The organism is Bacillus sp. BPN334 (genome assembly GCF_008368885.1).
In the GTDB taxonomy this organism is placed as follows: Bacteria; Bacillota; Bacilli; order Bacillales; family Bacillaceae_G; genus Bacillus_A; species Bacillus_A wiedmannii.
The window spans coordinates 26,946-40,287 of the sequence record NZ_QOZW01000021.1 but is presented as its reverse complement, the minus strand read 5'-3'; the positions used below and the strand labels follow the sequence as shown (position 1 = coordinate 40,287).

The 13,342-nt window shown below is 33.8% G+C and carries 11 protein-coding genes and 3 pseudogenes; 10 read left to right on the top strand and 4 right to left on the bottom strand.

Going from position 1 to position 13,342, the window contains the following annotated elements; all coding sequences use genetic code 11:
* Nucleotides 1–137 precede the first annotated feature (137 nt).
* The 5 genes and pseudogenes from DN393_RS28410 to DN393_RS28390 all read left to right on the top strand — a co-directional run bounded on the left by DN393_RS28410 (nucleotide 138) and on the right by DN393_RS28390 (nucleotide 3,767).
* Entirely contained in the window at nucleotides 138–872 is a 735-nt protein-coding gene (locus DN393_RS28410; RefSeq protein WP_064475645.1) for a response regulator transcription factor, read from the top strand.
* Entirely contained in the window at nucleotides 872–2,188 is a 1,317-nt protein-coding gene (locus DN393_RS28405; RefSeq protein ID WP_149174160.1) for a GHKL domain-containing protein, read from the top strand. The genes DN393_RS28410 and DN393_RS28405 overlap by 1 nt, the downstream gene beginning before the upstream one ends.
* 89 nt (nucleotides 2,189–2,277) lie before the next feature.
* Nucleotides 2,278–2,955, top strand: coding sequence for a YhfC family intramembrane metalloprotease (locus DN393_RS28400; RefSeq protein WP_149174159.1), 678 nt, complete (start codon nucleotides 2,278–2,280; stop codon nucleotides 2,953–2,955).
* A gap of 2 nt (nucleotides 2,956–2,957) precedes the next feature.
* Nucleotides 2,958–3,344: a DUF3887 domain-containing protein gene (locus DN393_RS28395; protein ID WP_088046666.1), complete on the top strand. Its 387-nt coding sequence runs from the start codon at nucleotides 2,958–2,960 to the stop codon at nucleotides 3,342–3,344.
* Between the two features lie 113 nt (nucleotides 3,345–3,457).
* A pseudogene (locus tag DN393_RS28390) lies at nucleotides 3,458–3,767 on the top strand (hypothetical protein).
* Nucleotides 3,768–3,807: 40 nt separating this feature from the next.
* Here the strand turns inward: DN393_RS28390 and DN393_RS28385 are convergent.
* Together DN393_RS28385 and DN393_RS28380 are read right to left on the bottom strand one after the other, a co-directional pair.
* Nucleotides 3,808–4,023, bottom strand: a complete 216-nt coding sequence (locus DN393_RS28385) for a helix-turn-helix domain-containing protein (protein ID WP_064475642.1) — start codon at nucleotides 4,021–4,023, stop codon at nucleotides 3,808–3,810.
* 10 nt (nucleotides 4,024–4,033) lie between these two features.
* Nucleotides 4,034–4,516 carry a DUF2975 domain-containing protein gene (locus tag DN393_RS28380; protein WP_064475641.1) on the bottom strand — a complete coding sequence of 161 codons (483 nt, stop codon included), beginning with the start codon at nucleotides 4,514–4,516 and terminating at the stop codon, nucleotides 4,034–4,036.
* A gap of 298 nt (nucleotides 4,517–4,814) precedes the next feature.
* On the opposite strand from DN393_RS28380, the gene DN393_RS28375 reads away from it, so the two are divergent.
* The 3 genes from DN393_RS28375 to desA all read left to right on the top strand — a co-directional run bounded on the left by DN393_RS28375 (nucleotide 4,815) and on the right by desA (nucleotide 10,519).
* Nucleotides 4,815–6,473, top strand: a complete 1,659-nt coding sequence (locus tag DN393_RS28375) for an alkaline phosphatase (protein WP_149174158.1) — start codon at nucleotides 4,815–4,817, stop codon at nucleotides 6,471–6,473.
* Between the two features lie 255 nt (nucleotides 6,474–6,728).
* On the top strand, nucleotides 6,729–9,113 hold the full coding sequence (locus tag DN393_RS28370) for an immune inhibitor A domain-containing protein (protein WP_179958539.1): 2,385 nt from the start codon (nucleotides 6,729–6,731) through the stop codon (nucleotides 9,111–9,113).
* A 374-nt stretch (nucleotides 9,114–9,487) separates the two neighbouring features.
* Entirely contained in the window at nucleotides 9,488–10,519 is a 1,032-nt protein-coding gene (gene desA, locus DN393_RS28365) for a Delta(5) desaturase DesA (protein ID WP_064475638.1), read from the top strand.
* Between the two features lie 486 nt (nucleotides 10,520–11,005).
* Here desA and DN393_RS28360 read toward each other — a convergent pair whose 3' ends face one another.
* Both DN393_RS28360 and DN393_RS28355 read right to left on the bottom strand, forming a co-directional pair.
* Nucleotides 11,006–11,353, bottom strand: a complete 348-nt coding sequence (locus tag DN393_RS28360; protein ID WP_064475637.1) for a VOC family protein — start codon at nucleotides 11,351–11,353, stop codon at nucleotides 11,006–11,008.
* Nucleotides 11,354–11,665: 312 nt separating this feature from the next.
* Nucleotides 11,666–12,127: pseudogene (locus DN393_RS28355) on the bottom strand (amino acid permease); the annotation flags it as partial.
* A 2-nt stretch (nucleotides 12,128–12,129) separates the two neighbouring features.
* Between DN393_RS28355 and DN393_RS28350 the strand changes: the two are divergent.
* Both DN393_RS28350 and DN393_RS28345 read left to right on the top strand, forming a co-directional pair.
* Nucleotides 12,130–12,252: pseudogene (locus tag DN393_RS28350) on the top strand (fatty acid desaturase); the annotation flags it as partial.
* Between the two features lie 301 nt (nucleotides 12,253–12,553).
* Nucleotides 12,554–13,303, top strand: coding sequence for an IclR family transcriptional regulator (locus DN393_RS28345; RefSeq protein ID WP_098102493.1), 750 nt, complete (start codon nucleotides 12,554–12,556; stop codon nucleotides 13,301–13,303).
* Nucleotides 13,304–13,342: the final 39 nt, after the last annotated feature.

Sequence of the window (13,342 nt, the reverse complement as noted above, 5' to 3'; positions counted from 1 at the left end):
GTTATTTTCTATGCTTTATAAAAACTATAGAAAATTAATACTTTCTAGTAATTAGGAGGAGATTGGTATAACGATTTGAATTATATAGTTATAGATAAATCTATAGATGAAAAGATTTCAATAAAGCGAGTGATCACATGAGTATTTTCATTTTAGAAGATGATGTCATACAAGCACAGCAAATGAAGCGGCTAGTTGAAGAGATTTGTGAGGAGTATATGTTGCCTTTTGATTTTATAGAGGTAACTAGTAAAAGTGAAAACATTATTACGAACATTCCTAAGGCGAAGTATATCCCAATCTATTTTTTAGATATAGAGATAAAAAGAGAAGAGCGTAAAGGGTTACAAGTGGCACAAGAGATACGAAAGTATGATACGCAAGGAATTATTGTGTTTGTAACGACGCATTCTGAATTTGCACCTATTTCATATCAATATATGGTATCAGCTTTAACATTTATTGATAAAGGGTTGCCATACGAGGAGAGGCGTAACGTTTTTGAACAATGTTTACTACAGTATGAAGCGCGTAATAAGCGAATTATTCCGTCCGATGACTTTATCGTTGAAAATAGTAATGCGACTGTGCGAGTTCCGTTCCTTGTAGTTGAATATGTTATGACCGATGAACCACACCGTTTAGCATTAGTGACGTTAGATCGGATCGTTTATTTTTACGGAACTTTAAAGGAGATTGAAATAATAGATGAACGTTTATTTCGTTGTCATCAATCATATATCGTAAATACGAAGCAAATGTCTTCTTATGATGCGAAGCAAAAAATGATAGTTTTAAAAAGCGGGAAACGTATTCCAGTATCACGGCGTTTAGTGAGTAAAGTACGTAACATGTTAAAGGGTGAGATGTAATGTATATTTATGATATATTTGCAATACTGCTTACTAGTATAAGCCATACGTTTTTATACATTCAATTAATCCGGTACAATAGATTGTCATATAGAATGTTAATAGCTTTAAGTGCAGTATTCATTATTTTACTGGCTATTGTCGTAACAGTAACGAGATATCCAGAATTGAATAGTACGATTGTGTTGTTTTTAATAAGTTTAGGATTAATGCAAAATGAATTGAAATTTAAGCATAATGTATATTTTGCACTAGTGAGTATGGTAATTATTACGTTAGTGAAAATGTTGCTACTTGATTTAGGAATGAAAATCTTTATGTTAACAGCTTTTAATTTATATTTATGGACAGGTAGCGTTATTCATCTTATCGTATCGACACTTACTTTTATCGGTATTTTAGTAGCTCGTAAAAGAATCCAAAACATTGCTCAATATATAGTAGGTAGTCCGCTATACTATGTAACTTATATATTATTAATTGCCGGATTTATTATTGAACTAATTTTAACTCAGCCTTCTACTGCGTTTTTAGCACAATTAAATCAACAATACAGTGAAGTAAGTTATATTTCAGCTATTATTGTATTTTTATTATTACTAATCATTGTACTAATAAGCTCACACTTATCGAAAGAAAAGTTACGAGAAGAGCATGAAAAACGTTTAGATAAAGAGTTATTAGATTATGTGGAGAAATTAGAGGATATGCATGATGAGCTTGCTAGTTTCCGTCATGATTATATGAATGTATTACTATCGTTAGAAGAGGGAATACGTACAAAAAATGTGAAAGAAATTGAGCAAGTGTATTATGACGTTGTAGCTCCTACGTTAAAAACAATAAATGATCATGAACTTGATATTGCGAAATTATCTCGTATACATATTCCTGAAGTGAGAAGTGTATTAAGGGCGAAAGTTGGCACTGCCCAGCAACAACAAATAAAAGTACTGCTCGATATACCAGAGAACATTGAAAGTGTTTCAATGACGATCATTTCATTTATTCGCATCATTTCAGTTTTAGTAGACAATGTAATTGAAGAAGCAGTACATAGTGAGGAAAAGATTTTGCAAATCGCATTTTTTGAAATGGATTCACGACAATATTTTATCGTGCGTAATAGTTCAAAGAGTGAAGCGATTAATTTGCAAAAAATTTATGAGAAAAACCATTCAAGTAAAGAAGGAGCTCGAGGATACGGGCTATTCTCGTTAAAACGGATTATAAATAAAACAAATAACGCGACGTTAGAAACAACTTATGTAAGTCCTTATTTCACGCAAACATTCATACTAAAAGAGATGAAATGACCATCTATGATGAAAATGAAACCGAATAGGAAATAACTACATACTTCCTTCACTTATTTTTATACACTTCAAGTAAGAGGTGAAGCGAGATGAATGGTCTTATTTTTACAACAATGATTAGTTTTGGTTTACCGCTTGTAGCACTATTATATGCTGTTTGGAAGAAACGCTATATTCCTTATATGTTAGGTGTATTGGCTTTTGTTGTATCACAAATATTGATCCGCATACCAATACTGAATTATGTAAATGGAACTAGCACAGATTTTCAAATGTTTTCAGTAATGCAGCCTGCATTATTTGTAATTTTGCTTAGTTTATCAGCTGGAATTTTTGAAGAGATAGCTCGTTTTATTGCAATGCGTTATTTTATGAAGCAACGAGATTGGCAGTCTGGTTTTTTATTTGGAGCAGGGCATGGTGGTATTGAGGCAGTGTTGATAGTTGGTATCCCGGTAATATCTCTATTATTGTCACAAACAGTCATTCAAAATGGTGACAGTTACTATTTCGGCGGTATTGAGCGCATCTTCGCGATGATATTGCATATTGGACTTTCCTTCATTGTATTACAAGCTGTCGTCCAAAAGAAATTCCGTTATGTTGTATATGCAATTCTCATCCATGGGACCGCAAATGCATTAGCTGGCATTATATCGCTATATGTACCAGGGAAAAACGGGATCATTATGTCAGAAGTTTCAATAGCAATTTGTACTTTAGTCGTTTTTAGCTATAGTTTTATTTTAAAAAGAAAGGGTGTATGAAAATGAGAAGAATGTTACTTATTATTATAAGTGCTATCGCGGCGTTCGCACTTGCAGCATGTACCGGTAATAAAGTAGATCAAAGTACATCAAAAAAATTTATTCCGAAGGCGGAAGAAATTGTATCATTATTAAATGAAGCAAAGTATAAAGAAGTACATGAAAAATTTGATAGTAAAATGAAATCAGCTTTATCAGAAGAGCAAATGAAAGAACTTACTCCTATAATTGAAAAAGCTGGTACATTCGAAAAAATTGAGAAAAAATCGATTGAAGAAAAAGATGGTTTATATACTGTTATTCTTGTAGCAAAGTATAGTAAAGAACAACGTACCTTTATCGTAACTTATAACGATAAAGAAGAAATAGCTGGGTTAGTAATTAGGTAGAAATGTAATGGCAGATAAGGTGGTTGTGTCCACTTTATCTGTTTTTGTTTTAACCAAATTATGGTTATTCATGCTAATATAAACACATAGCTATAGAGAAGGGGTGGGTTAGTATGAAAACTGAAATAGTTCCTAAAGAAGTACAGCATAATAAGCTATATATCTTTACTCATCGGTATTTTATGTTTTCTGTTCGTTTTTGTAACTCCGACAAGGATAGCGAATGCAGGTAATATAGTGGGAGATTATATTACAGTTGCCCTCACTGTTGCAGGTATCATACTTTCTGTCATTACGATGACGAAAAAAACAGAGAAGAAGGGAATTGCTATTCTTTCATTAATACTGTCCTTATCCTTCTTTATATTTTGGATTATCGCGATTATTTTAGTTTTGACTGGTCGAGTTAGTTTTGCGCCATAATACCGAATAAAAAGAGTCCTTCATACGAGAAGGACTCTTTTTATTCACTTTCTTCTGGTTGATATTCTAAAATATCCCCTGGTTGGCATTCTAACGCTTTACAAATAGCATCTAAAGTTGTAATTCTAATTGCTTTTGCTTTTCCATTTTTTAATATAGAAAGGTTAGCCATTGTAATTCCAACCTTCTCCGAAAGTTCAGTTACACTCATTTTTCGTTTCGCTAACATTACATCAACATTAATTATTATTGCCATGTTATTCACCTCAGACCGTTAAATCATTTTCTGATTTTATATCTATCGCATCTTTTAAAAGTCTTTGGAGAACGGCAGCAAAGACTGCGATTACCATTGAAGCAAAGATTAGGAGCATGCCTATTATAATAATACCTGGTGCGTCATCTTTCTCCGCTATGAGATAGAAGAGTGGCATACCTATTACATATAATACACTAATTGTAACAGCGCATTGTTTAATCTTCTTTAAAGCTCTAACAGATAATTTCGAGAAGGCGTTACCTTTGTCAATGTAGCTTACAAGTTTAAAGGCTTGATATAGAGCAAAATAAAAAGGTATCACCGTTGCATATAGATTAATTAAAATAAGATATTTTATATATGCAATATCCGGGTACAATTCCGCTGCATAATTCCCGATATTAGGAATTAAAAATATACACAAAGCAAAAACAGGAATACCGATAAGGATAATTGCTGTCTTTAAAAAGAGTGTTGATCCTTGTTTCATATAAAGCACCTCATTTTTAAATTATCATTTTAATTTAACATAAATTTTATCGTTTAACAATAAATTCTTATTTATTTCAATCGGATTTTTATTGAGAAACAAATTTTAGTGAAGAGAATGATAAGACGTTTTTATAAAAAAGGTGTGGTCTCTAGTTATTTGAACATAAAAAGCTATGATATGTACCGTTCGTTGCTTTACTAATAAAAGAAAGTGAAGGTAATGATTGTTAGCTTCATGAAAATTGGGGACTAATAAAACATATATAAATGAATGTAAAACATACGGAGGAACAACAATGTCGAATTTGGGTTTACTGATGAAGAAGTTACTGTTAGTAGGAACAATCACACTAAGTATGTTATGTACTGAAAGCATGATGAATTATTATTCGGTGGAAGCTAAGGTGAAACAAGTAGAACGGCAACCGAAAAATGTAATCATAATGGTTATGGACGGAACGAGTTCTTCAGCAACGACATTAGCTCGCTTGTATAAAGGGAAACCACTTGCATTAGATGAAATGGTAACAGGAGGAGTTCGTACCTATTCGGCGGAATCGGCTATAACAGACTCAGCCCCAGCAGCTACAGCTTTAGCGACGGGGAATAAATCGAATTCAGGATATGTAGGTATATTACCTTCTATTGTAAGTTCACCTGGCTTAAAATCAATAAAAGAAGAGGACAAGTTACGTCCAGTTGCCAATGTTCTAGAAGGTGCTAAACGCACTGGTCGCGCAACTGGAATAGTTGCTACAGCTGAAATTCAGCATGCTACTCCCGCTGGATTTTCTGCTCACCATATTAACCGTAAGCGTTTTGACGTAATTGCGGAGCAGCAAGTGTATCAAAATATAGATGTCGTATTAGGTGGGGGAAAAGTGGCACTGCTACCTATAAAAAGAAAAGATGGTGAAGATTTAGTAAAGGTGATTCAAGACAAAGGATACGACTTTGTTGAAACGAAAGATGCATTATTGAACTCTAAATCTAAGAAAATTTGGGGCTCTTTCTCACATAATGCTTTAGCATTTGATATGGATCGTGAAGCAACAAATCCGGAGCAACCAACACTTTCTCAAATGACGGAAAAAGCAATTCAAACACTATCAAAAGATAAAGATGGTTTCTTTTTATTTGTAGAGGGAAGTAAGCCAGACTGGGCAGCTCATGTGAACGATCCAATAGGGATGATTAGTGATGTATTAGCATTTGATAACGCAGTTGCAGAAGCATTGGAATTTGCAAAAAAAGATGGTAATACGATGTTAATAGCTGTAACTGATCATGGTAACAGCGGTATTTCTATTGGGAATGCGAATACGACAAAAGGCTATAATATTACGCCGGTCTCTGCATACATTGGTCCATTAAAAAAATCGAAAATGACACTTGAAGGTGCTACAAATAAACTAAAATCTGATTTATCAAATGTAGAAGATGTAGCTAAATTATACGGTTTGGACAATTTAACTTATGATGAAAAAGAAAGAGTAAAAGCAGCAAAAAAGAAATCGGATGTAGGTCCAATACTTACTACATTATTGGCCAATCGTGCGAACATAGGCTTCACAACAGGAGGCCATACAGGTGAAGATGTGTTTTTGTATTCTTACGGTCCTCAAAAGCCAAACGGTTTGATCCAAAACACAGACATTGCGAAGACGATGGCGAAAGCAATGGGCTTTAACTTAGAAGAAGTAACAAACAAATTATTTGTAGAGAGTGAATTAGCCTTTAAACGAAAAGGTGCAACAGTAACAATAGATAATACTGATGCAGAAAACCCGGTGCTCATAGTAAAACGTAATAATGTAAAAGCTCAATTCTTTGTAAATAAAAATATAATTCGTATTAAGAATAAAGAATATGAATTAAGTAGTGTCGTTGTAGAAAGCAATGGCAAGTTCTATATACCAGAAGAAGCAATCCATTTATTCATAAAATCTCATTAAAAAAAGCCAATTCCTTAGCTAGTACTTAGGAATTGGCTTTTTTTAATGAGATTTTACTCGAAAAAAAGAGGAAAGCGAATCATAACTTCTAGAGTAGACTTCCTGTAAATATACCTATTGTATGTTTTTCACCCTCCAAAAAATATTTCTCAACATTTTAGCCTTCTAAAAAGATTGAATATTCGTATTATAACGAATGTTATGTTCCTATCGGCAAAAAAAACGATAATTCGCAGACACTGGGGAGGAAATGCATTGAAAAAGAATAAGAAGTTAAAACCATTATCAGTTTTAGCAACAGCAGCAGTACTAAGTAGTAGTTTTGCTTTTGGAAGTCATGCAGCGTATGCTGATACGCCACCATCTCTACCAATTGATGAGCATTTAATACCTGAAGAGCGTTTGGCAGAAGCGCTGAAACAACGAGGAGTAATTGATCAATCTGCATCACAAGCTGAGACATCAAAGGCTGTCGAAAATTATGTTGAGAAAAAGAAAGGGGAAAACCCTGGGAAAGAAATCTTGACAGGAGATAGTCTTACGCAAGAAGCTTCTGATTTTATGAAAAAAGTAAAAGATACAAAAATGAAGGAAAATGAACAGGCGCAGCAACCTGAAGTAGGACCAGCGGCTGGACAAGATGCAGGTTTGAATTCTAGAAAACTAAATGGAAAAGTACCTACTACACCAGCGAAGCAAGAAGAGTACAATGGAGCTGTTCGAAAAGATAAAGTGCTTGTTTTACTCGTAGAATTTAGCGATTTTAAGCATAATAATATTGATCAAGAACCGGGTTACATGTATTCTAAGGACTTTAATCGTGAACATTATCAAAAAATGTTATTTGGTGATGAGCAATTTACGTTATTTGATGGATCGAAGATTAACACTTTTAAACAATATTATGAGGAGCAATCTGGCGGAAGCTACACAGTTGATGGCACTGTAACCGAATGGCTTACTGTTCCAGGAAAAGCTTCAGATTATGGTGCGGATGCGGGAACTGGTCATGATAATAAAGGTCCTTTAGGGCCACGCGATTTTGTGAAAGAAGCATTAAAAGCAGCTGTAGCAAAAGGCATTAATTTAGCTGATTATGATCAATTTGATCAATACGATCAAGATGGTGATGGAAATAAAAACGAGCCAGATGGAATTATTGACCACCTAATGGTTGTACATGCGGGCGTAGGTCAAGAAGCTGGCGGTGGTAAATTGAAAGATGATGCGATTTGGTCTCATCGTTCAAAACTAGGATCAAAACCATATGCGATAGATGGTACGAAATCTTCTGTTTCAAATTGGGGCGGAAAGATGGCGGCATATGATTATACAATCGAGCCTGAAGACGGAGCAGTTGGTGTGTTTGCACATGAGTATGGTCATGATTTAGGCTTACCAGATGAATATGATACAAAGTATTCAGGGCAAGGTGAACCTGTTGAATCATGGTCCCTTATGAGCGGCGGTAGCTGGGCTGGAAAAATTGCGGGAACAGAGCCAACAAGTTTCTCGCCACAAAATAAAGAGTTTTTCCAAAAGAATATGAAGGGTAACTGGGTGAATATCGTTGAGGTAGATTATGATAAACTGCGCACAGGAATCGGTACTGCAACATTTTTAGATCAAAGTGTTACAAAATCAAAACGACCAGGAATCGTTCGTGTTAACTTGCCAGACAAAGATATAAAAAACATCGAATCAGCATTTGGTAAGAAGTTTTATTACAGCACAAAAGGAAATGACATTCATACAACACTAGAGACACCAGTATTTGACTTAACGACTGCAACGGATGCTAAGTTTGATTATAAGGCATTTTATGAATTGGAAGCGAAGTATGATTTCCTTGACGTAAATGCGATTGCAGAAGATGGAACGAAGACACGTATTGATAGAATGGGCGAAAAAGATGTAAAAGGCGGCGTAGATACAACAGATGGTAAGTGGGTTGATAAATCATATGATTTAAGCCAATTTAAAGGGAAGAAAGTAAAACTGCAATTTGAGTATGTAACAGATATTGCAGTAGCTTATAAAGGATTTGCGTTAGACAATGCAGCATTAACTGTAGATGGAAAAGTTGTTTTCTCTGATGACGCAGAAGGCCAGCCAGCAATGACGCTAAAAGGATTTACTGTGTCTAACGGATTTGAACAGAAAAAACATAACTACTATATCGAGTGGCGAAATTACGCTGGGTCTGACACGGCGCTACAACATGCACGTGGTCCAGTATTTAATACAGGAATGGTTGTATGGTATGCGGATCAAAGCTTTACAGATAACTGGGTAGGCGTTCATCCAGGCGAAGGATTCCTTGGGGTAGTTGATTCTCATCCAGAGGCAATCGTAGGAACATTAAATGGACAACCAACTGTGAAGAGCAGTACGCGTTATCAAATTGCCGATGCGGCATTCTCATTTGATCAAACGCCAGCATGGAAAGTAAATTCGCCAACCCGCGGTATCTTTGATTATAAAGGATTGCCAGGCGTTGCGAAATTTGATGATTCTAAGCAATACATCAACAGTGTTATTCCAGATGCCGGGCGTAAGTTGCCGAAGCTTGGATTGAAGTTTGAAGTAGTAGGTCAAGCTGAAGACAAGTCTGCAGGTGCAGTTTGGATCCATCGCTAAAATAAAATGAAAAGGAGCTGCCATAAGTCGGTGAAACCTGACTTATGGCAGCTCTTTTCTTCTTGTGAGAAAAAACTGTTACATAAATACAAATCGAAAAAATTACCATTTAAAAAAATGAAAAGATGTGCAGAAGTGAAAAAGTCCTCTGCTTTTTTATATATTTATTGGAAAAAATAGATGTTTCTTTTATAATTGAAATGCTCCATCAGTCCGATTATATAAGCTTTTTTGACCGTAAGTAATTTGTAAGTAATGAGTAAGAAAAAAGAGATTTTTATATTATATAATATTTATTACAGCTACTTTTAACACCTGATACTAATAGTATGCTATAATGTGAATTAGCAACATAAAGGAAAGGAATTAGACCAATGACATTAGAAAATACTAAAAATTTAAAAAAACAAGTTGCTCCTTATGAAAAATCAACGATTAAAAAAAGTGTGTGGCAACTTATTAACACAATCGTGCCATTCATTATTTTATGGTACCTTGCTTATAAAAGTTTGTCCGTTTCTTATTGGTTATCGTTAGTTCCATCTCTGTTAGCCGCCGGTTTTATGACACGGATTTTCATTATTTTTCATGATTGTACCCATTATTCATTCTTTAAAAGTCGTCGTGCGAATAGAATAGTAGGGACATGTATGGGTGTGTTAACTTTATTCCCGTTTGATCAATGGGGGCATGAGCATTCTATTCATCACGCTACAAGTGGTAATTTGGATAAGAGAGGTACAGGAGATATTTGGACGCTTACAGTGGATGAATATTTAGCTGCGCCATTTAGACTTCGTTTAGCATATCGCTTATATCGCAATCCATTCGTTATGTTTGGATTAGGTCCGATTTATGTTTTCTTACTTAAAAATAGATTTAACCGAAAAGGTGCTAGACAGAAAGAACGTATGAATACTTATTTGACGAATATTATAATCGTTGCTTTAATAGCTATACTTTGCTGGGCAATTGGGTGGCAATCGTTTCTGTTAGTGCATGGCACTATATTCTTAATAGCAGGTTCAGTAGGAATTTGGCTGTTTTACGTACAGCACACATTCGAGGATTCTTATTTTGAAGAGGATAAAGATTGGGAATATGTGAAAGCGGCAGTGGAAGGAAGTTCATTTTATAAACTTCCAAAAATCTTGCAATTTCTAACTGGTAATATTGGATTCCATCATGTTCACCATTTAAGTCCAAGAGTACCTAACTATAAACTAGAAGAGGCACACAATAATACGCTTCCGTTAAAAAATGTACCAACGATTACACTTGCTACAAGCTTACGATCACTTCGTTTTCGTCTTTGGGATGAGAAAAGTAACAATTTTGTTACCTTTAAAGAATTCAAAAAAATAATTAAAAACAATGTTTCTGTTCGAGTGAAATCTGAACTATAATTTCATCGTATATAAAAAACTCTCCTTAATCATTTTCGATTTAAGGGGAGTTTTTGTTTAAATAAAAGATGTCTGATAAGAAGAAAACTTAAATAATTTAAAATGTAATCGAAGAGGGTTAGGAAATGCTCGTACTTAGGCAAAAATATAAGGTAACCGTAAATATATTATGTTAACAATTTGGGGAGTTATGAATTATTTTATATTATTATGACTGTTCATACATCCGCCGATAATTAATAGCAAAGGGGGATAGTAGAAAATACTTATAGAATAATATTTGAAAAAAAGGCAAAAAGCTATTCTTTCGTAAGAATAGCTTTTTTGTAAATGTCCTTAGTTTGATGAGCATGGGATAGAATCTGAAACATAAGAATTCACAAAGATAAGAATTCACAAAGATAAGAATTCACAAAGATAAGAAGCTTTTATTTACTACCTGGAATTAAAGTAGCTGTTAATTTAATAGTAAAAGATTAAAAGCTATTATTTCTCCCAAAGCTCAATTAGACGACCTTCAGGATCTTTAATCCAAATAAACTTTCCGAATTCACTAATTTCTTCTTTCTTTTCAAGCGGTACGCCAATATGTTCAAGATGCTGAATAGTCTCATTCATATTATGTACTTGGAAATTTAACATCACTTGCTGTTCTGTTGGAAAATAATTATCATCTTCGGTAAAGAAAGAAAGAATAGTTTCATTTCCTAATTGCGGTTTAATCACAGTCCCATTCCAATTGTCTATTTCAATTTTCAACACTTCGCTGTACCATTTTTTTATAACATCAATATTTTTAGTTCTCCAAAATATTCCCCCGAAACCTTTTATCATCGTAGATAACCCCTGTCTATTTTTGAATTTTTTGGCTTTATATATTCAATATATCAAAACAGTGATAGTAAGGAAAATTATTAACTTATAAACAGTAAGAAATCAAAAGTGCTAGTAGTATGGACTGTTGAAATGATACAGACATCATTCTTCGCATAACTTGAAATCAAAGAAAAAGAGTATAGAAATACTGACTTGTCTTCCAAAAGTAAAGGGAAATGAAGGAACGAAAGAAAAAGTGAAAAAGATAAAAGATAAAAGACCGCATATGAATTGAAAGCCATGTGCGGTCTTTTATATATAAGTATAGTATTACATAGTCTCACTAATTTTAGTTTCACTATGAGTATTAGCAGAAATTCTTTTCTTAACTTTAAAGTGATAGTAGGTGTAGCAAAAGATGATAAATGGTACAGTGCAATAGATTCCAAGTCGTTGTTCAGGGATAAAGATAAGACTGATTAATATAATGCCATACAATCCAAATCCAAGAATTGGTACGAGAGGATAAAGTGGAGTTTTGAATTTTAAGTCTTGTAATTTTCCACCTTCGGCTAAATAATGTTTACGGAAAAAGAATTGAGAAACACAAATTGACATCCAAACAATTATAGTTATGACGCCAGAAATGGAAATTAACCATAAGTAAACTATTTCGGCAGCTACAACGCTCGTCAAAAGAGAAAAAGCAGAAATAGCGATCGTCATAATTAAAGCGTTTAAAGGGATTCCTCGTGATGAGAATTTCTTTAGAAAGGCAGGAGCCACTTCATTTTACAAGCTTACGTTTACTTCGCTTCCGTCTTTGGGATGAGAAAAGTAACAATTTTGTTAGCTTTAAAGAAGTCAAAAATATAATTAAAAATAATGTTTCTGTTCGGGTGAAATCTGAACTATAATTTTATCGTTTATAAAAGACTCTCCTTAATTCTTTTTATTTAAGGAGAGTTTTTATTTAAATAATAGTTTTTATGAGGGGAGTTCAAATCCTAATTGGAGTTTAATCACAGCCATAGTTTAATTTTCAGGTAATTAAAAAAGAAAAGTCAATATTTTTTTGATTAAGCTTTCAAATTATTGTCGTTAGTATATTTTTATTTTTAGAAAATTGAATAAACAGATTGATTTCATTTTAAATTTTTGTTAAATTGATAGGTAATTGAGCGTACTAATATATTACAAGTCAAGTTGAGGTGAGTTATGGTACAGTCCATTGATAGAGCGATAAGTATTATAAAGTTGTTAAATTCTACAAATGAAAAAGAGTATTGGGCTATTTCTGATATTGCGGACAGAACACATCTCCCCGTTAGTACAGTACATAGATTACTTAACTCTTTAATCGAGCATGGGTTAGTTACGCAAATTTCAGAAACGAAACAGTACAAAATTGGGCCAATGTGGATGGAAATAGGATTACGTCAACTGGAGAAGGTAGACTACAGATCGGTTGCAAGAGAAGTGATGAAGCGGTTAGCCTCTGAAGTGGAAGAAAGTGTTTATTTGAACATTCCAAATGGCACACATTCTATTATCATTGAAAGAATGGATAGCCCTTTAAAAATTCGAGTTATTGATAACTTAGGGGAACAAATTCCACTTTCAATTGGTGCCGCAAATAAAACGATGCTTGCCAATATGAAAACGAATGAAATGGAACATATTGTAGAACATTTACTTTCTTCATTACCAGAACAAAAGCACATTCTTTTAGATCAAATAAAGCAAATAAAAACTGAAGGATATGCGGTAAGTTATGGTGAAAAAACAGAAGGGACAGCTTCAGTAGCTGCACCTATTATCGGATTTAATCATAAAGTAGTAGGAGCATTAAGTGTTGGGTTAATTAGTCATCTCATAAATGATGATCGACTATCTTTTCTTATTAGTAAGGTAAAACAAGCAGCTCATGAAATATCAATAAAAATCGGCAGTACATCAGAACTATAATTTTGATAACTGTCGTCATTTTTTATTCATATACTGGAA